Source organism: Polaromonas sp. P3_A5 (assembly GCF_056403055.1).
In genome coordinates, this window is sequence record NZ_JBFUGF010000001.1 from 2282917 (window position 1) to 2303324 (window position 20408).

At 60.5% G+C, this 20408-nt stretch carries 13 protein-coding genes; 9 read left to right on the plus strand and 4 right to left on the minus strand.

Annotated elements, in window-relative coordinates; genetic code table 11:
- The 6 genes from AC1DU8_RS10810 (at window position 1) to AC1DU8_RS10835 (ending at window position 13410) form a co-directional block, all read left to right on the plus strand.
- Window positions 1–987 carry an ABC transporter ATP-binding protein gene (locus tag AC1DU8_RS10810; protein ID WP_457282711.1) on the plus strand — a complete coding sequence of 329 codons (987 nt, stop codon included), beginning with the start codon at window positions 1–3 and terminating at the stop codon, window positions 985–987.
- Window positions 984–1844: an ATP-binding cassette domain-containing protein gene (locus tag AC1DU8_RS10815; RefSeq protein ID WP_457282710.1), complete on the plus strand. Its 861-nt coding sequence runs from the start codon at window positions 984–986 to the stop codon at window positions 1842–1844. The genes AC1DU8_RS10810 and AC1DU8_RS10815 overlap by 4 nt, the downstream gene beginning before the upstream one ends.
- A 55-nt stretch (window positions 1845–1899) precedes the next feature.
- Window positions 1900–3303: a M20 family metallopeptidase gene (locus AC1DU8_RS10820; protein ID WP_457282709.1), complete on the plus strand. Its 1404-nt coding sequence runs from the start codon at window positions 1900–1902 to the stop codon at window positions 3301–3303.
- Entirely contained in the window at window positions 3300–4487 is a 1188-nt protein-coding gene (locus tag AC1DU8_RS10825) for a M20 family metallopeptidase (protein WP_457282708.1), read from the plus strand. Before AC1DU8_RS10820 ends, AC1DU8_RS10825 begins: the two co-directional genes overlap by 4 nt.
- Window positions 4488–5339: 852 nt before the next feature.
- Window positions 5340–6200: a hypothetical protein gene (locus AC1DU8_RS10830; RefSeq protein WP_457306525.1), complete on the plus strand. Its 861-nt coding sequence runs from the start codon at window positions 5340–5342 to the stop codon at window positions 6198–6200.
- Window positions 6201–6795: 595 nt separating this feature from the next.
- Window positions 6796–13410 carry a calcium-binding protein gene (locus AC1DU8_RS10835; RefSeq protein ID WP_477726722.1) on the plus strand — a complete coding sequence of 2205 codons (6615 nt, stop codon included), beginning with the start codon at window positions 6796–6798 and terminating at the stop codon, window positions 13408–13410.
- 341 nt (window positions 13411–13751) lie between these two features.
- Here AC1DU8_RS10835 and AC1DU8_RS10840 read toward each other — a convergent pair whose 3' ends face one another.
- Window positions 13752–14657 (minus strand): LysR substrate-binding domain-containing protein, encoded by a 906-nt coding sequence (locus AC1DU8_RS10840; protein WP_477702712.1) that lies wholly within the window; start codon window positions 14655–14657, stop codon window positions 13752–13754.
- A gap of 244 nt (window positions 14658–14901) precedes the next feature.
- Between AC1DU8_RS10840 and AC1DU8_RS10845 the strand changes: the two genes are divergently transcribed.
- A complete protein-coding gene (locus AC1DU8_RS10845) occupies window positions 14902–15552 on the plus strand; it encodes an FMN-dependent NADH-azoreductase (protein WP_477689100.1) in 651 nt (216 codons plus the stop codon).
- A gap of 125 nt (window positions 15553–15677) precedes the next feature.
- On the opposite strand, the gene AC1DU8_RS10850 is transcribed toward AC1DU8_RS10845, so the two are convergent.
- Together AC1DU8_RS10850 and AC1DU8_RS10855 are read right to left on the minus strand one after the other, a co-directional pair.
- Window positions 15678–16034 (minus strand): cyclophilin-like fold protein, encoded by a 357-nt coding sequence (locus AC1DU8_RS10850; protein ID WP_477726723.1) that lies wholly within the window; start codon window positions 16032–16034, stop codon window positions 15678–15680.
- Between the two features lie 206 nt (window positions 16035–16240).
- Complete coding sequence (locus AC1DU8_RS10855; RefSeq protein ID WP_477670784.1) at window positions 16241–17386, minus strand: alpha/beta hydrolase; 1146 nt, start codon at window positions 17384–17386, stop codon at window positions 16241–16243.
- A 185-nt stretch (window positions 17387–17571) separates the two neighbouring features.
- Here AC1DU8_RS10855 and AC1DU8_RS10860 point away from each other — a divergent pair, with 185 nt between their 5' ends.
- Both AC1DU8_RS10860 and AC1DU8_RS10865 read left to right on the plus strand, forming a co-directional pair.
- Window positions 17572–18474: a LysR family transcriptional regulator gene (locus AC1DU8_RS10860; protein WP_477689098.1), complete on the plus strand. Its 903-nt coding sequence runs from the start codon at window positions 17572–17574 to the stop codon at window positions 18472–18474.
- Window positions 18475–18616: 142 nt separating this feature from the next.
- A complete protein-coding gene (locus tag AC1DU8_RS10865; protein ID WP_477726724.1) occupies window positions 18617–19528 on the plus strand; it encodes a TauD/TfdA dioxygenase family protein in 912 nt (303 codons plus the stop codon).
- Between the two features lie 311 nt (window positions 19529–19839).
- On the opposite strand, the gene AC1DU8_RS10870 is transcribed toward AC1DU8_RS10865, so the two are convergent.
- Window positions 19840–20388, minus strand: a complete 549-nt coding sequence (locus AC1DU8_RS10870) for an NADPH-dependent FMN reductase (protein WP_477686437.1) — start codon at window positions 20386–20388, stop codon at window positions 19840–19842.
- Window positions 20389–20408: the final 20 nt, after the last annotated feature.

The window sequence follows — 20408 nt, forward strand, 5'->3', positions numbered from 1 at the left end:
ATGGACATTTTGCTGGACGTGAAAAACCTGCGCGTCGACCTGCCGACACCGGGCGGCATGCTGCACGCCGTGCGCGGCATCGACTTCCAGGTGCGGCGCGGGGAAATGCTGTGCCTGGTCGGCGAGTCCGGCTGTGGCAAGTCGATGACGTCGCTTGCGCTGATGGGCCTGCTGCCGCGCAAGGCCGTGCGCACCGCCGACCACATCCGCTTCGGCGGTGTGGACCTGCAGGGACTGCCCGAGCGGGAAATGTCCGCGCTGCGCGGCTCGCGCATGGCGATGATTTTCCAGGAGCCGATGACGGCGCTGAACCCGTCGTACACGCTGGGCGACCAGCTGTGCGAGGCGCTGCGCGCACACCGCAAGGTCAGCATGGCCGAGGCGCGTGAGCGTGCGCTGTACCTGCTCGAACGCGCGGGCGTTCCGCAAGCCGCAGACCGTTTGCGGCAGTACCCGCACCAGCTATCGGGCGGCCTGCGCCAGCGCGTGGTGATTGCCATGGCCCTGATGTGCGAGCCGGACCTGATCATTGCCGACGAACCCACCACCGCGCTGGACGTCACCATCCAGGCGCAGATCCTTAGACTGATCCGTGAGCTGCAAAAAGAGTTCGGCACCGCGGTGGTCTTCATCACACACGACCTCGGCGTGGTGGCGCGCATCGCAGACCGCGTGGCCGTGATGTATGCGGGCGAAGTGGTGGAAACCGCGCCGGTGGCCGAACTGTTCGCCCACCCCGCCCATCCCTACACCCGCGGGCTGCTCAACTGCATTCCGGTACGCGGCAAGACCCTGCCCGGCAGCCGCCTGCAGGCGATCCCCGGCGTGGTGCCCAGCCTGGTGGGCAAGGTAGAGGGCTGTGCCTTTGCCAACCGCTGCAGCCAGGTACAGGCAGGCTGCGCCAACACCCCGCCCTATGTGGCGCTGGACGCGGAGCATGCCGTGCGCTGCGTCGCGGCTTCACCCTTGCTGGCGGAGGCCGCATGAACCCCACCACCCCTTTGGCAACGCCCCCGGGCGGCAGCGAAGACATTGCGCTGGAGCTGTGCGCGCTCAGCCGCGTCTTCAAACTCAAGCGCGGGCTGTTCACGGCGCCCGGTGAAATCAGGGCGGTGAATAACGTCTCGCTTCGCATCCGCAAGGGCGAAACCCTGGGCCTGGTCGGGGAGTCCGGCTGCGGCAAAAGCACCCTGGCCAAGATGCTGCTGGGCTTGCTGCCGCCCACCTCCGGCAATGTGCTGGTCAACGGCAAGGAAGTCGACAGCAGCCAGCGCCGCGCCCTGGCGCGCCACATCCAGCCCATTTTTCAGGACCCGTATTCATCACTGAACCCACGCCGCACGGTGGCAGGCATTGTCGGGGTGCCCCTGGCCCTGCACAAAGTGGGCACTGCACAGGAACAGCAGCGCAAGGTGCGCGAGATGCTCGACCTGGTCGGCATGCCCGAGCGCACGCACAGCCAGTACCCCAACCAGCTTTCGGGTGGGCAGCGCCAGCGCGTGGCGATTGCGCGGGCACTGGTGCTGCGCCCCGACATCCTGATCTGCGACGAACCGACATCGGCGCTCGACGTGTCGGTGCAGGCGCAAATCCTGAACCTGCTGATGGACCTGAAGGCCGAGTTCGGGCTGACCTACTTCTTTATCAGCCACGACCTGGGTGTGGTCGAACACCTGGTGGACCGCGTGGCCGTGATGCACCGCGGTGCCATCGTTGAGCTGGGCACGCGCGAACAGGTCTTTGCCCGGCCCGAGCACCCCTACACCCGCATGCTGCTGGCCTCGGCCCTCACGCCCGAGCCCGGGCTGGGCGTGCCGGACATTGCCGCCGAAGCCATCGGCTGACGTTTTACCTCTCCATTTCAACCGCGCAATTTCCCTTCAATTTCAAGGACCTCTCATGAGCCGTACCCAAGCCGTGGCCCAGACCCTCGCCTGTTTCGACGACGGGCGTTTCCAGCAAACGCTGGACCGACGCGTTGCCTACAAAACCGAAAGCCAGGACGCCGCCAGCGGCCCCATCCTGCACGCCTATCTACAAAACGAAATCACGCCCAAGCTCACGGAGCTGGGTTTTGCCTGCCGCATCGTCGACAACCCGGTGCCGGGCAAAAGCCCTTTCCTGCTGGCCGAGCGCATCGAGCCCGGCGCCGCCTTCACCATGCTGACCTACGGCCACGGCGACGTGGTGCGCGGCTACGATGCCCAGTGGCGTGAAGGCCTGAGCCCATGGAAGATCGTGGTGGACGGCAACCGCTGGTACGGCCGCGGCACCGCCGACAACAAGGGGCAGCACACCATCAACCTGACCGCGCTGGAACAGGTGCTGGCCGTGCGCAGCGGGCGCCTGGGCTACAACGTGAAAATCATCCTGGAAATGGGTGAAGAAGACGGCTCACCGGGCCTGAACGAGGTCTGTGCCCTGCACCGCGATGCGCTGGCGGCCGACCTGTTCCTGGCCTCCGACGGCCCGCGTGTGTCGGCTTCGCGCGCCACGCTGTTTCTCGGCTCGCGCGGCGTTTTCAACTTCGACCTGCACCTCAAGCTGCGCGACGGTGGCCACCATTCGGGCAACTGGGGCGGCCTTTTGCGCAACCCCGGCATCCGCCTGGCCCACGCGATTGCCAGCCTGGTGGACGCCCGCGGCCGCATCCTGGTGCCCGGCCTGCTGCCCACCGCCATTCCGGCCAGCGTGCGCACCGCGCTGCAGGACATCGAGGTCGGCGGCGGCCCGAACGATCCCGAGATCGATCCCGACTGGGGCGAGCCAGGCCTCTCGCCGGCCGAGCGCGTGATCGGCTGGAACAGCCTGGAGGTGCTGGCCTTCACCACCGGCAACCCGGCCATGCCAGTGCATGCCATTCCGGCCGAGGCACGCGCGCACTGCCACATGCGTTATGTGGTGGGCAGCGACCCGGCGAGTTTTCTGGCGCACATCCGCAAGCACTTGCTGGCCCACGGCTTTGACGATGTGGAAGTGCGCGGCACCGACGTGAACATGGCCGCCACCCGCCTGGACCCCGACAACGCCTGGGTGCGCTGGGGCATGGCTTCCATCGAGCGCAGCACCGGCCGCCGCCCGGCCCTGCTGCCCAACCTCGGCGGCTCGCTGCCGAACGACGTGTTTTCTGAAACGCTGGGCCTGCCCACGCTGTGGGTGCCGCATTCGTACCCCGCCTGCTCCCAGCACGCCCCCAATGAACACATCCTGGTGGACACCACCCGTGAGTCGCTGCAGATCATGGCCGGCATGTTCTGGGACCTGGCCGAAGAAGGCGCCGGCGTGATGCAGGAATGCGCATGAGTGCCGCGATGGCCACCGCGATGACCGCCGTACAAGCGCCAGGCTGCGCCGCCACCGAATGGCTGGCCGGCCAGCGCCCCGCCATGCAGGCGGCCCTGGCCACGCTGGTCGACATCGACTCCAGCAGCCACGACAAGCCGGGCACCGACCGCGTGGCCCAGGCCATGGCAGGCTGGCTGCAAACCGCGGGCATCAGCGCCGAACACCGCGGTGATGTCGCCGAGGGTGACGTGCTGCTGGCCCGACTGCCGGGCGCGCAAGCAGCGGCAGCGCCGGTGGTGTTAATGGGCCACCGCGACACCGTGTTCCCCACCGGCACCGTGGCCCAGCGCCCCTGGCGCGTGGACGGCGAGCGCGGCTACGGCCCCGGCGTGTCCGACATGAAGTCCGGCCTGGTGCTGCAATGCTTTGTGATGATGGCGCTGCAAAAACTGCCGCCGTTGCCCTTCCCGGTGCTGGGCCTTTTCACGGCCGACGAAGAAATCGGCTCGCAGAACGGCCGCATCGCCATCGAAACCCATGCGCGCGGCGCGCGAGCGGTCTTCAACTCAGAGCCCGGCCGCGTCAGCGGCAACCTGGTCACCGAGCGCAAGGGCGGCGCCACCTTTTTGATTGAAGTCACCGGCCGCGCCGCCCACTCGGGCATGAACCACGCCGACGGCGCCAGCGCCATCGGCGCCCTGGCGCAACTGGTCACCGCGTTGCACGCGTTAACCGATTACAGCTGCGGCATCACCACCAATGTAGGTTTGATCAGCGGCGGCATGTCGACCAACACCGTGGCGCCAGCCGCGCAAGCCAAGCTGGACGTGCGCTTTCGCACCCTGCCCGAGCGCGAAGCGGTGTTCGCCAGCATCCACGCCCTGGCCGCCGCACCCGGTGTGCCGGGCACCACCATCCGCATCACACAGATGTCGGAGTCGCTGCCCCTGGAACCCGAAGCCAGCAGCGACCTGATGCGGCGATACAAAACGAGCGCGGCCGAAGTCGGTTTCGATGTTGCCGGAGAAGCCACGGGCGGTTGTTCCGACGCGGGCTTCACCGCCTCGCTGGGCATTCCCACGCTGTGCGGCGTTGGCCCAGTGGGCGCCAAGGCGCATACCGATAACGAATACTGCTGTCTCGATACGTTGGTGCCGCGTGCGCAGGCGCTGGTCAAAACAGTGTTGAGCCTGGCGGCTTGAACTGGCTGGCCGCGGCGATGTGACAAGCAACGGGTCAACGCAAGTGCTCCTGTTTTTATAGCTGCTCGCGCTCGCCTCTATTGGCTTGCAGCCATATTTACCATGAGAAATTGGGCTTTCAGCGGCTGACTACCGGCCCCGCCAGCGTTAAGAATGGGCATTGAGGCATCTGCCCACGACTGGTTGTAAGTAACGTAGAGATGGAGTGATCCCCTCGGGTCAGACTTCAGCGCAACTCAACAAGGTGATGAAAGATTTTGTGGCGACCTAACGATGGACGCCATTTGCTTCTGCGCTCAATTCTCTCGAAAAGGCGCCGTCTGCTCTAAGCGGCCGCGGTGTGGGCTGTTCATGTTCAGTTGTTGTGCCGTAGGTGAATTTTCACTATCGCGTGTAGGTTACCTCTGCCCGGTCCGCACCAAGCCGCTTGATTAAAACGTTTGCTGAACTTCCTCTGCGCTAACTAATGAAAACGACTTGTGGCGGCCAGACGACGAGTGCGATTTAATTTGGTTTGCCGGAGCCGTTCAACCTAAACTGACAATGGCACTAATTTTCATCATCAGCACAAATACTGCTTTTTGATGATCTCAAGATATGCCCTGACGCTAACCAAAACGGTACTAGTCAAGCACAGAACTTAAAACCTTGACAGAGATCACATCGCCGTATTGGCAGCGGTATGCAATGGATGGATTATTTACATAAATAGAAATTAAACTTCTTTAGGTTCTCGCTAAATCTGCATTCGCGTTCTCTCTGCCTCCGCCTCTCCCGATGGCGTGCCGTGAATGAGCTAGCCGTTGAACGACTTCATACCTTTATAACTACGCTATCGAAAGCTCAAAACGAATGACTGCTGTATCGGGAAATTGGTCAAATCACACCGCCAAGTTTCAACGCTTAAATATAGCGGTGTTGGTCCTTGCTGGTGCATTGGGATTCCTGTCAACCAATAGCTATGCATTAGATACATTGAATCCCTTGTCGCCATCGGCCATGGAGGCAACCCGGGTGGCCCCGCGCGATATAGTGGGTGATCTGGGCGGTGTGCCGGTAACTATTCCGCGCCACTTTGCAAATTACGTGGAATACGAAGGCGATCCTGGCTGGGGCGGGAAGCGGCAGGGGCCAAGGCCCCTGCGCACCCATCAGTCCAAGCTGATCAGCTTTGGCTACTACACACGGTTTCCAGATATGGCGGGGCAGTCTAGTGCAGAACTGATAGAGGACAAAGCTGGCCATCCAGCCTCTAAAACCTCGTGGATTAGCGTTGGCATTTCCACAGGAACAGATTATCCAGGCGACCAATTCCTGGATCGGCAAGTAGCAGCAATCGGCAATTCAGCGAACACTCTCAAATATGAAAAGTACGAAGAGCTTCCAGCAAAGCAATACGGTTTAAAGGTATACGCCGCCACCGGAATGAACCCTAAGACGGGCACACCGCATAGAGAGGACAGAGACGCGCGTGATCTTTTTGTACACGCTGATAAAGCAGGCAGCGTCGACACCTATATCAATTGCAGCAACCGACGTGTTTCGGCTCCGCCTTGCGAACACACCTTTAGTCTTGCACCTCATATGAGAGCAAAGGTCTATATTGTTTACCGTCGCAGTCAATTGGCGAACTGGCGAGAGATTCAGGAGGCAGTTAGCCGGCAAATCCTGGGCTTCAAAGCCGTGTCCGCTGCGACCTCAGCGAAACCCTAGTCTGTGATCGCTATCACTTCTCAACAATCAAATAAGCATTTCCATGGCACAAGCAATTTCTAGTCAACAGCTCAGTCAGTACATCGGCCAAATTCAAACGGGTGGAGTCGAGCAGGCACGACTGATTTACGACGTCTTGAACACGCAGGGGTATGGCTACGCTGGCTGGGCTGCAGGCGTGGCTCGCGGAGACTCAATTACCGGTATATCCGCTTTAAATTATTTGCAAGGCACAGCAATGATGGGCCTGGGTGGTGAGGCCTGCCGCAACTTAACGCAAACGCAGATTGACGGGATTCGCGTAGATATGGCTATAGGCTATTTACAAACCTTACAGGATATAGCTTTGCAATCTGGTGGCTCGGTAAGTCGTGATGTCCGCTACAAGGAAACAGAAAAATTCCATGAAATAGCTTTTCAGAATAACGGCCTCACCCTCGACAACTGGACCCTAAAAACACCTATGGACATAGCCACCCAAACATTGGGTGAAGATCAAGTGGAAGAAATTTGGGAAAAGCTTCGCCGGACCGGCGGGACGGGATTTAATTCAGTTGTTGAGAGCACTTGGTTGTTGACACGTGTGGGTAAAGCCATGTCTTCGTCCGATCCTGCAACGGCGCAGAAAGCGAAAGACTGGATGGACAAGGTTCCCGGCCCTGCAAACTGGGACCAAATTAAGAGATTCCTCGATATTGTTGGAAGTCAATTCAGTGGGATTGGTGACATCGACTACGACATCAATGGCAACGTCAATTCCAATTTCACCTCCGCTCGCAATCTTGTCATCCGCCGAGATCCGCTGGTTCTGGACCTTGACGGCGATGGCCTCGAATTGGCAGGCGCCAGCGGTGCGACCCTCTTCGACCACAACGCAGACGGCATCAAAACCGGCACCGGCTGGGCCAGACCCGATGACGGTTTTTTGGTGCGCGACCTCAACGGCAATGGCACCATAGACACTGGCCGGGAGCTCTTTGGCGTAGACACCATCAAGAGCAATAGCACGTTGGCCACAGATGGCTTCGATGCCTTGCGTGACCTGGACGCCAATGGCGATGGCTTTATCACCAGTGCAGATGCCGCATTTAGCGAACTCAAGATTTGGCAAGACGCCAATCAGGACGGCATTACCCAGAGCGGTGAGCTCAAGACCCTGACTGAGCTCAACATCACCAGCATTGGCGTCAACGGCAGCAGCACGGGTCCACAAGCGGGACAGGTGATCAACAACAACACCGTGGCCCTGAGCGCCACCTTTACCCAGAACGGCCAGACGCATACTGTTGGTGCGATCGACCTTGAAACCAATAATTTCTTTACCGAGTTCCCGCCGGAAGTGGTGGACGAGGCCGGTAACCCTGTTCCCATCACCGCGCAAGCCCAGGCATTGCCGCAGATGAATGGTTCCGGCATGGTGCGCAATTTGCAGGCGGCGGCCAGCCTGAGCGCAGACCTTGCTACGCGTCTGGAGACTTTTGCGGCCGCCACCACACGTGATGCCCAGCGTGCTCAGCTTGATACCTTGATATCTGCGTGGGCAGACACCTCTGGTTTCTCACACGGATTGGCGGTGGGCTACAACGCTGGCACAACGTATAACTTGCCACCGGGCATTACCGTTGCCCAGTACCGGAATCTCATTTACGTGCTTGAAGCCTTCAACGGCAGCAGGTTTTATGGCGACGAAACAGGCGGCCCGCGGCCGGCAGGTTTTGCGATTCTGAGTCACCAGCCCACCGAAACAGGCAATGTGGTGTATGAATACATCATCAGCCCGCCGCCACAACAGCTGGCTTTGTTGCAGCAGGCGTACGATGCGCTGAAGGAAAGTGTGTACTCCGCACTTGTTGTTCAGACGCGGTTGAAGCCCTACCTCGACAGCATTGAGCTGGCGATTGATGAGACCGGCGTTCATTTCGACACCACCGTTGCGCGGGCCATGGCCAATACCCGGGCTGCGAGTGACACGTACAACACAGCCATCGATCTGGTTGAACTGCACAAGTACGCCTCCGCCACGGTTAAAGGAGTGGGCTGGGAACCCTATTTCACGCTCCAGAGCATTCTTGAAAACAACACCAACACGCCCGAAATCCAGGTCATGCTTGCAGCGGAGCATGTCGCTGTACTGGGAAGCGGCGATACCAACCACGCGGTGCAGGACAACGCAAACTGGGCGGTGGTTGGCAGTGCCGGCGCCAACGTGATTTCTGGCGGCGGTGGCAACGACGAGTTGTATGGCGGCGCCGGCAATGACACCATCAATGGCGGTGCGGGCGTTAACCTGCTGGATGGCGGTGACGGTGACGACGTGCTGTACGCCGACCAAACCTCTACCTCCAACACCCTGATCGGCGGTGCCGGTAATGACACGCTGAGCGCGTTTTACTATGGCCCGAACAACAACGTGTTTGAAGGCGGAACCGGTGATGACAACATCGTCGGCACGTGCTTTACAGACACCTACAAATTCAACCTGGGCGACGGCCACGACACCATCCAGGAAAATCAGTCAATCAGCCCAACGCCAGTCGACAAGTTGATCTTTGGTGCAGGCATACTGGTCAGCGACATCAGCAGCTACCGGGTGGGCAACGACATGGTCTTTGCCCATGTCAATGGCACCGACAAGATTACGGTGACAGGCTGGTTTGCCGACATCGGCTACCAGATCGAGCGGGTCGAGTTTGCTGACGGGACGGTGTGGAACTCGGCTGACCTGACGGTTGCAGGCCTGATCGTCACCGGCACGGCCGGCGACGACGTCATGACCGGCACACCCATGGGCGATACCTTGCTTGGCATGGGCGGTAACGACACTATTACCGGCGCTGCGGGCACAAACATTCTGGACGGTGGTGATGGCGACGACGTGCTGTACGGAGAGCAAAACTCCACATCCAACACCCTGATTGGCGGTGCGGGGAATGACACGATGAGTGTCTTCTACTATGGCCCCAGCAACAATGTATTTGAGGGCGGTACGGGCAACGACACCATCACTGGCGGCTGTTTTGTGGATACCTACAAATTCAATCTGGGTGATGGCCAAGACACCATCACCGAGAACCAGTCGACGGGCCCCACGCCGATCGACAAGCTGGTCTTTGGTGCCGGCATACTGGTCACCGACATCAGCAGCTACCGGGTGGGCAACGACATGGTCTTTGCCCACGCCAACGGCACCGACAAGATTACGGTGACGGGCTGGTTTGCCAATTCGGGTTACCAGATCGAACGGGTCGAGTTTGCCGACGGCACTGTGTGGCTGGAGCCAGCCCTGACCTCGGCCGGGCTGGAAGTTACCGGTACGGCCGGTAACGATGTGATGACCGGAACTGTCATGAACGACATCATTCATGGTGGCGCCGGCAACGACGACATCCGCGGAGGCGCAGGTGTGAACATCCTCGACGGCGGCGACGGCGACGACGTGCTGTACGGCGAGCAAAGCTCCACCTCCAATACCCTGATTGGCGGCGCCGGAAACGACACCTTGAGTGCCTTCTATTACGGCCCGAACAACAACGTGTTTGAGGGCGGCACAGGCGACGACACCATCAGCGGTACGTGCTTTACAGACACCTACAAGTTCAACCTGGGCGATGGGCAGGACACCATCACCGAGAACCAGTCCAACTTCAGGCCGACTGACACGCTGGTGTTTGGCGCGGACATTCTGGTTGCAGACATCAGCTTCGTTCGCGTGGGCAACGACATGGTGTTCAGCCACGCCAATGGCACCGACAAGATCACCGTCAAGGGTTGGTATGCCGATTCGGGTTACCAGATCGAGCGGGTCGAGTTTGCTGACGGTACTGTGTGGCTGGAGCCGGCCCTGACCTCGGCCGGGCTGGAAGTTACCGGTACGGCCGGTAACGATGTGATGACCGGCACGGTCATGAACGACATCATTCACGGTGGCGCCGGCAACGACGACATCCGCGGGGGCGCAGGCGTGAACATCCTGGACGGGGGCGACGGCGACGACGTGCTGTATGGCGAGCAAAGCTCAACCTCCAACACCCTGATTGGCGGCGCAGGCAATGACACCTTGAGTGCCTTCTACTACGGCCCGAACAACAACGTGTTTGAGGGTGGCACAGGCGACGACACCATCAGCGGTACGTGCTTTACAGACACCTACAAGTTCAACCTGGGCGACGGGCAGGACACCATCACCGAGAACCAGTCCAACTTCAGGCCGACTGACACGCTGGTGTTTGGCGCAGATATTCTGGTTGCAGACATCAGCTTTGTTCGCGTGGGCAACGACATGGTCTTTGCCCACGCCAATGGCACCGACAAGATCACCGTCAAGGGTTGGTTTGCCGATTCGGGTTACCAGATCGAGCGGGTCGAGTTTGCTGACGGCACTGTGTGGCTGGAGCCGGCCCTGACCTCGGCCGGGCTGGAAGTTACCGGTACGGCCGGTAACGATGTGATGACCGGAACGGTCATGAACGACATTCTTCATGGCGGCGCTGGCAACGACGACATCCGCGGAGGCGCAGGTGTGAACATCCTCGACGGCGGTGACGGCGATGACGTGCTTTATGGCGAGCAGAGTTCCACGTCCAATACCTTGATTGGCGGCGCCGGTAATGACACGCTGAGCGCTTTTTACTACGGCCCGAACAACAACGTGTTTGAAGGCGGAACAGGCAACGACACCATCGTCGGCACTTGCCTTACAGACACCTACAAGTTCAACCTGGGCGACGGGCAGGACACCATCACCGAGAACCAGTCCAACTTCAGGCCGACTGACACGCTGGTGTTTGGCGCTGGCATTCTGGTTAGTGATATCAGCTTGGGTAGATCAGGCAATGACATGATCTTCCGCCATGCCAACGGCACCGACAAGATTACGGTGACAGGCTGGTTTGCCGATACCGGCTACCAGATCGAGCAGGTCGCGTTCGCCGATGGCACGGTCTGGGATTCTGCCTATATGGCCAGTATGTCCGGCCTGACCCTGACGGGAACCGGCACTTTGCAGGGATCACAGTACGACGATGTACTGACCGGCATGGGCGCACTGGGACACCTGATCGGCGGCGCCGGCAACGACCTGCTGACAGTTCCGCACAACACCGGCACGATTGGTGCGAACACCTATGAAGGCGGCACAGGCGACGATACGCTCATTGGCAGTTACGCGGGCGATACCTATGTCTTCAACCTGGGTGATGGCCACGACACCATCACTGATGATGTGCGCTTTTACCCCAATGCGGCTGCGCCAGATTATTTTGCTGCACATCCGGATGACGAAGGCTACCGGGACACGCTGGTGTTCGGCGCAGGCATTACCCAGCAAGACGTAACCGTCTCGCGCACCGGCAATGACGCCGTCTTCACGCTCAATAACGGCGCTGACAGCATCACCATCAAGGACTGGTTTGACGGCACCATTTTCAGCAGGCTGGAGAGAATTTCTTTTGCCGACGGCACGATATGGACGGGTGCGGCTGTGACGGCGGCAGCGTTGACCGTGACTGGCACAGCCGCAGACGACACGCTGGGCGGCACAAGCGCAGCAGACGTGTTCGACGGCCAGGCCGGAGACGATGCCTTGTACGGCGGCGAAGGTAACGACGTCTACCTGTACAGCCGGGGTGATGGTTCCGACACCATCATCGATTACGACGAGACGGCGGGCAACCTGGACACCCTGCGTTTCGACGGCACCGTGCTGGCTGGCGACGTGACCACCAGTCGCGACCAGCAGAACTTGTACCTCAGCATTCAGGGCACCACGGACCGAATCACTTTAGCGAACTGGTTTCTCGAGGACGCACGCAAGGTCGAACGCGTCCAATTCGCTGACGGCACGGTGTGGGATCAGCAGGCCCTTGCCGCTACATCTGCGTATGTGGGCACCGAAGGCCTGGACGTCATTACCGGAGGGGCCGGCAGCAACACCTTCAACAGCGCAGGCGGAGACGACTACATCTTCGACACTGCCGGCGGCAACGACGTGTACCTGTACAAGCGCGGAGACGGTTCAGATCACCTCTACGACCTGGACGCCACGGCCGGCAACATCGACACCGTGCGTTTCGACGCCAGTGTGCTGGCTGGAGACGTCACCGTCACCCGCGACCAGGACAACCTGTACCTGAACATCTCCGGCGGCACTGACCGCATCCAGCTCAGGAACTGGTTCAACGGCGACCAGTTCAAGATCGAGCAGGTCCAGTTCGCCGACGGCACCGTGTGGGACTCGCAAACCCTGGCCGCCTCGGCCACCGTCATTGCACTCAATGTCGTCGGTACAGCCGGCGACGACTACCTGTCGGGTGACCTCGGCAACGACACCCTGCAAGGACTGCAGGGAGACGATGTGCTTTACGGCCGCGAAGGCAACGATGTTTACCTGTACAGCCGGGGTGACGGATCCGACACCACCGTTGAATACGACGAGACGGCAGGCAACACGGACACGTTCCGCTTTGACAGCACGGTGCTGGCCAGCGACGTGACCACCAGCCGCGACCAGCAGCATCTCTATCTCAATATCGCAGGAACAAACGACCGCATCACGCTGGGCAACTGGTTCCTCGACAGCGCGTACAGGATCGAGCGCGTTGAGTTCGCCGATGGCACGGTCTGGGATCAGGCCGCCCTGGCCACCACGTCTACCTACGTGGGCACTGCCGGTGACGACTTCCTGCTGGGCTCCAATGGCAACGATGTTTTGCGCGGTGACGGCGGTAATGACACCCTTTACGGCGGGGTCGGGCTCGATGTGCTGGAAGGCGGCGCGGGCAATGACTATTTCAACGGAGGCGCTGGAGCCGACACCCTGAGCGGAGGCACTGGTGACGACAAATTCTTCCTGGCTCGCGGCTATGGAAGTGACACCATTGAGGAAGACGACGCCACGGCCGGCAACGTGGACATTGCCCAGTTTGATGCCGGTATCGCCGCGGACCAGCTCTGGTTCCGTGAGGTCAACAACGACCTTGAGGTCAGCATCATCGGCACCGACGACAAATTCATGGTCAGCAACTGGTACTTGGACAGCCAGTACCATGTCGAGCAGTTCAAGACCAGCGGCGGGCTGACGTTGCTCAACACCCAGGTGCAAAACCTCGTGCAAGCCATGGCATCGTTCAGCCCGCCGGCAGCAGGTGAGACCACCTTGCCTGCCAGCTACCAGAACAGTCTGGCGCCGGTGATTGCTGCCAACTGGCAGTAAATAGCGTTGAATCACATTGCTCGCTGAAATCGCCCGACGGCTTCCGCCCGGTTGCCGTCGGCCGTGATTCCCGGCGGGCCCGGGCGCTATTATTTTTGTAGCTGCTGGCGCTTATCCCTGTTGGCTTGCAGCCATTTTTCTCATGAAAAAACAAGCTTTCGGGGCACTATTTCCGGCCTCAACCTGCACCCGCAGGTCCCAAATCGCCTGTTTTTTGCCGTTTTGACAGCTTTTCTGACTATCAAAACTGCCTTCAGCCCAATAAGGACAAGCGCAAGCAGCTATTAAATTCATAGCGCCTTACTTGCACTCGCGGCCGGCTAATCCGCCAGGCCAGGCCATCAAACCAGCTCTTCACCCCGCATCCGCTCCCCCAGAAAGTCCAGAAAGCTCCGCACCGCCGGAATCTGCCCACGCCGCGAAGTGAACACCGCATGCGCCACGCCGGGGCGAAGCGCCCAGCCTGGCAGCACGGGCACCAGCAATTGCGCCTGCTGCTCTACCGCGCTCAGGGATTCGGGCAAAAAACTCATGCCGGTGCCGGCCAGCACGGCCAGCTTCAGGGTTTGCAGGTCGTCGGCCACATAACGCGGCTGGTGCTGCAGCACAAACTCTTTTCCGTCGGGGCCCATCAGCGTCCACGACGCCCGGCCGTCCACCCAGGACATGGCGACGGTGTCGAGCTTGTGCAGGTCTTCCGGTTTTTCAGGCGTGCCCTGGCGCCTCAGCAAATCCGGGCTGGCCAGCAGGCGCCCGGAGCCGGAGCCCAGGTTTTTCACGATCAGGCTGCCGCTGTCTTCCAGCGTGGGCCGCACGCGCAGGGCAATGTCGATGCCCTCTTCCACCAGGTCAATCACCCGGTTGGTCACGCGCATGTCGACTTTCACGTGGGGGTGAAGCGCCATGTAGCGCGGCACCAGGTAGCCCACCGTGCTTTGTGCCAGCGTCACCGGGCAGGTGATGCGCAGCGTGCCGCGCGGCTCGACCTGCATTTGCGCCACGGCTTCCGATGCGGCCAGCGCCTCGTCGCGCATGGCGCTGCAGTGGCGCAGGTAAATCTCTCCGACCTCGGTCAGTGAAAGCTTGCGGGTGGTGCGCTGCAGCAGCCGCGCGCCCAGCCGCGCCTCCAGCTCGGCTACGCGGCGCGACAGGCGCGACTTGGGCAGCCCCAGCGCCCGGCCGGCGGCGGCAAAGCCGCCCCGCTCCACCACTTCGGCGAAGTACAGCATGTCATTGAGGTCTTGCATGGGAAAAGTCCTTTCGTCGCCTTTACTCGCCTTGCGCCCAGGTGCGATGGCGCCAGATCGAAGGCATTTTGTGATTTTGCGGTGTTTATTGTCTCATTAGTAGAACGATAAGTCGCATTATTGCCAACTTATCAAACACTCGACTCATCCGCACAATCTATCCCATGGCTGCGGTTCAAGGTGAACACGGCCTGAAAACCGGTTTATCCCACCCGATCAATCACTTCAATTCAAGGAATTCACCATGACCAAGCTTCTTCACATCGACTCCAGCATCCTTGGCGGCAACTCGGTTTCCCGCCAGCTCACGGCCCAGATCGTGGCCTCATGGCGCGCCGCCAACCCCGGCACCGAAGTCAGCTACCTCGACCTGGCAGCCGACACACCTTCCCACCTCTCCGCCGAATCACTCGGCTTCCGCATGCCTGCCGGCACTGCCCTGAGCGACGTGCAAAAGCGAGAAAACGCCGTGTCTGAAGCACTGGTGACGCAATTCCTGGCCGCCGACGTGATCGTCGTGGGCGCACCGCTCTACAACTTTGCGATTCCCACCCAGCTCAAGGCCTGGATCGACCGCGTTGCGCAAGTCGGCCGTACCTTCAAGTACACCGACAAGGGCCCCGTGGGCCTGGCCGGCGGCAAGACGGTGATCGTGGCGTCCGCCCGCGGCGGCGTCTATTCAACCAGCGACGCGATGACAGCCCTGGAACACCAGGAAAGCTACCTGAAAGTGGTGTTCGGCTTCTTCGGCATCACCGACGTGCGTTTTGTGCGCGCCGAAGGCCTGGCCATGGGCGAAGCCGCCAAGGCCGCAGCACTGGAAGCCGCGCAGATTGAAATCGTGACCCACACGCAAAAGTCCGCCAACCAGGAAAAAGCCGCGCTGGCTGCCTGAGCCACAGGCGTCCGGCACCCATGCCGGAACGCCGTACGGAAAAAAGCCCGCAACTGCGGGCTTTTTCGTTTTCGCCAACATCATCGGCCTGGTGCACACGGCCCGACACGTTGCGCCGTGCAGCGTCATGGAGGAGCGTGTTCAACCCTCACCGCCACGGGGCCGGGGCGCCGCATGGCGTCCAGCCCTGAATCAAGCCGCCCGAGCCGAACCAAGCCGTCTGAAAAAGCGAAGTCCTTGTGATAAATCGCCAGATTGCCCCACGGAGCGTAATAACCGATATCGCCGGTGGAGGGCTTGTGCCCCACCGGCGCACCCTTCGTTGACAGCGCACGCGGCAAGTCAGCGACTTTTTCCGTAGCCGCGTAGTCTTTCAGGACCAGGTTCAGCGGAAGCAGTGCCGCAAACTCTCTGGCGCTGTCATTGCTGTCAAGTGTTGCCGTCGCAATGACGATGCCATCCACGCTCATCTGGATTTTCATCACGGGGGCCTTCCTGCGGGGTGTCGGGTCAGATGGTTGTTGGGAAACTGCCCGAGTGTCGCCGCCCGCAGCAGCGAGACTACTCGCGCAAAGCAGTGGAAGCATCAGCGAGGCGCAAAACCTCCGTCTGCGCGCGGCGAAGTGAAAGGCGGTCTCGCGTTCGACGCAGACGCCGCTCACCACATTGATGATCGCCCGAACCGCCATCAGGCGCCGGTCTGCACCAGGTGCTTGCCGAAGAACGCAGTCAGCTTGCCCCACGGAATCATCGTCACCCGGTCATACAGATCCACGTGGCCGGCGCCCGGAACAATAAACAACTCCTTCGGTTCAGCGGCCCGCTTGTAGGCGTCTTCGCTGAATTCTTTCGAGTGCGCCTGGTCGCCCGTGATGAACAACATGGGGCGAGGCGAGATCGTCTCGATGTCATTGAACGGGTAAAAGTTCATGAACTTGACGTTGCTGGCCAGGGTCGGGTGCGTGGTGGTTCGCGGCGATCCGCCCGTGGGCGTGTATTCGCCTCGCGGTGTGCGGTAGAAGTCGTAAAACTCGCGCTGGATGGGGTGCGTGTCCGCCGTCAGTTGATGCACGGTGCCACTGGTGTACTGGATCGCACCGCCTTTGAATTCCACATCGCGCTGCTCGGCGGCGGCGGCAATGATCTGCTTGCGCTGCTCGAGCGTCTGCGAATGATTGAGGGCGTCGCGGTTGGCCGCGCCCATGTCGTACATGCTCACTGTGGCGATGGCTTTCATGCGCGGGTCAATCTTCGCCGCACTGATGACAAAACTGCCACTGCCGCAAATCCCGATGGCGCCGATCTGCTGCCTGTCGACAAACGCCTGGCTACCGAGGTAATCCACTGCAGCGCTGAAGTTCTCGGCGTACAGGTCCGGCGCAACGGCATTGCGCGGCTGGCCGTCGCTGCCGCCCCAGAAAGCGAGATCCAGGGACATGGCAACAAAACCCTGCTCCGCCATTTTGGTGGCGTACAGGTTCGCGCTTTGCTCCTTCACCGCACCCATGGGGTGGCCCACAACAATCGCCGGGTTGCGTTTTTTCCGGTCAAGCGTCTTGGGAATGAAAAGATTCGCCGCGACGTTCATCCGGTACTGATTCCTGAAAGTCACCTTCTGCACGGTCACCTTGTCGCTCTTGTAAAAGTTATCGGCACCACCGGGCCTGCCTGGTATGGCCGGCGTATCCGCCGCAAAGGCAGCGCCTCCAACGGTCGAAAGCATGCCGGCCGCAGCCACGCCTGTTCCAGTCATTCTCAAAAACTCACGGCGACCAGAGGCGTCGCTGGACAGTTCGACCGCTGCGCGGCCGTCGTTCTCTGATGGTGTTTTCATGGTCGATGTTCCTCTTTGGTTGGGTCAGAAGGCACTACGCGTGACGGTTGCCCTTGTTCGACGTGGTCCGTGTTCCGTTCGCAGTTCCTGAAGTTTGCCAAGTACCTTTAACATTGACTAGGTAATGAATTCTTAATGAATTTGTTAGTATGGCTAATCAGTAGCCCACGAAACAGAGACCCGCAATGCCTCGACGCAATCTCAACGACCTCTTGGCCTTCGTCACCGTGGCGCGCCAAGGCAGCTTCACCCGGGCCGCCGCCACGCTGGGTGTGACCCCGTCAGCGCTGAGCCAGGCCATCCGGGGGCTGGAAGAAGGCTTGAAGATCCGGCTGCTCACACGCACCACACGCAGCGTCGCCACAACGTCCGCGGGCGAGCGGCTGATGAAGGCGATCGGCCACCGCTTTGACGAAATTGAGTCTGAACTCGACGCATTGACCGACCTGCGCGACAAACCTGCAGGCACCGTGCGCATCACGTGTGGCGACCACGTGCTGCAAAGCACCCTGCTGCCCAAGCTCGCGCCACTGCTTCGCGAGTATCCGGACATCAAGCTGGAGTTCGACGTGAACTATGGTTTTCGCGACATCGTGGCCGACCGTTTTGATGCCGGCGTACGCTTGGGAAACACAATCGACAAAGACATGATCGCCTTGCCCATCGGCCCGCCGCTGCGCATGGCAGTAGCGGCTTCACCCGGTTATTTTGCGGTCCATTCCATCCCCAAAACACCGCACGACCTCACCGCACATCACTGCATCAACCAGCGCATGCCTACTTCCGGCGGGTTGTACGTCTGGGACTTTGAGCGCCGCGGCCGCCAGGTCAATGTCCGTGTGGATGGCCCGCTGATCTTTAACACGACAACGCCGCAGGTCGACGCGGCACTGGCGGGGTTGGGCATCGCATTGCTGCCGGAAGACGAACTGACGGCGCACATTGAAGCCGGGCGGCTGGTGCGCGTTCTGCAGGACTGGTGCCCAAAATTTTCCGGCTACCACCTGTACTATCCCAGCAGACGCCAGCCTTCACCGGCCTTCTCGCTGGTGGTGAAAGCGTTGCGGGTGAGTGGATCCGATAGATAAGATGGTTGGCGCCCTCGTGTGGCGAAGCCGAACAGACTTAAAAGTAATTAACAAACGACGAATAGGTAGTTCGCTTTGCACGGCGGCACTCCTACATTTATAGGCTGACCGGCGCCCCAGGACGCAGATGAGAAAGATGAAGATGACAGCGACTTTGACTCCGAACGACCGTGCCGATGCATCGGCAGCAACGCATACCCAATCCTCCATCGAGATCCGGCCTTTTGACGCCCCGCTGGGCGCCGAGGTGCTGGGCATGGATTTGTCCACACCGCTCACCACAGCTGACTTCTGCCGCATCCACCGCGCACACCTGGACCACCACGTGCTGGTCTTTCGCGACCAGCGCATCACGCCGCAGCAACATGTTGATTTCAGCCGCCGCTTTGGGCCGCTGCAAATTCATGTGTTGAAAAACTTCCAGTTGCAAAACCACCCTGAAATCCTGATCGTCTCCAACATCAAGGAAAACGGCGAACCCATCGGCCTGGGCGACGCCGGCCATTTCTGGCACTCTGACCTGTCATACAAAGACAAGCCCAGCCTGGGCTCATTGCTGCATGCCCAGGAGCTGCCCTCCGAAGGCGGCGACACCCTCTTCGCCAACCAGCACACCGCCTGGGACACCCTGCCCGACGCGCTGAAGACAGCTGTGCAGGGCCTGCGCGCCGAACACACCTACCTCGCCAAATACGAAGAGCTGCGCAGCCGCAACCCGTGGCGACCCAAGCTCACACAAGAGCAGGTTGAAGAGGTCAAGCCGGTGGTCCACCCGGTGGTACGCACCCACCCTGAAAACGGCCGCAAGGCGCTTTTTGTCAGCGAGCATTTCACCACCCGCATCCTGGGCATACCAGAGGACGAAAGCAAAGCGCTGCTGGGCGAACTGTTCGAACACACCTCACGTCCCGAACTCATCTACCGCCACCAGTGGCAGCCGCACGACATGGTGTTCTGGGACAACCGCTCAGTCACCCACCTGGCAGCAGGCACCCCCGACCACCTGCGCCGCAAGCTCTACCGCACCACCATCGAAGGCGACGCCCCGTTTTAAACGAGAGCTTGCGTCCGGTATTCGGATTGCGGTTTTAGGTATTCGGGTTTCAGGTATTCCTTGCCCCCACCCCTTCTGTATGCGCCGAGGAGCGGAGGTCCAGACGGATCAGGGATCGCGATTGTCTGAGCCGAAGGCGAGTTCGAGCGAGACCCCGGCTGGACCGAGCACCGCAGGTTGCCCGCAGCGCAGCGAAGGGACGCAGACAGCAGGGTCGCCTTTTCTTTGGTGACTTTCTTTTGGCGAAGCAAAAGAAAGTTACTTGCCGCCGGGCAACCCCGGCCAGCCGCCCTCAGCAAAAAGCATGACGCTCAGGCGTGCTTCTTAACCCACCCCACATAAGCATCCACCCACCCCTGCAAAAACTTGCGGCTGCCTTCACTGATGCTGCCATCAGCGTCGTACAAACCTTCCTTGTTGTGGACAAAAGCCTCAGGCTGCCCCAGCGTAGGCACATTCAGGTAAGCCAGGATATTGCGCAGATGCTGCTGGGCAAGCGCAGTACCAATCGCACCAACCGATGCCCCGATCACCCCGGCAGGCTTGCCATCCCATGCGCTCTGGCCATAAGGGCGTGAGGCATGGTCAATGGCATTTTTCAGCACACCTGGAATCGAGCGGTTGTATTCGGGCGTGACAAACAGCAGGCCCTGCGCCGCCTTGATCTCGCCCTTGAGCCGCTTCACCTCTGCCGACGGATTCCCGTCGTCGTCCTGGTTGTAGGGCGGCAGGTCGTCAATGCGCACATGGGTAAAGCTGAAGTCCGCGGGAAACAGCTTTTCAAGCGCACTGGCGAGTTTTTTGTTGAACGAATCCTTGCGGATGCTGCCGACGACGACGGCGATGTTGTATTGGGCCATGGGGTTCTCCAGGAAGGTGA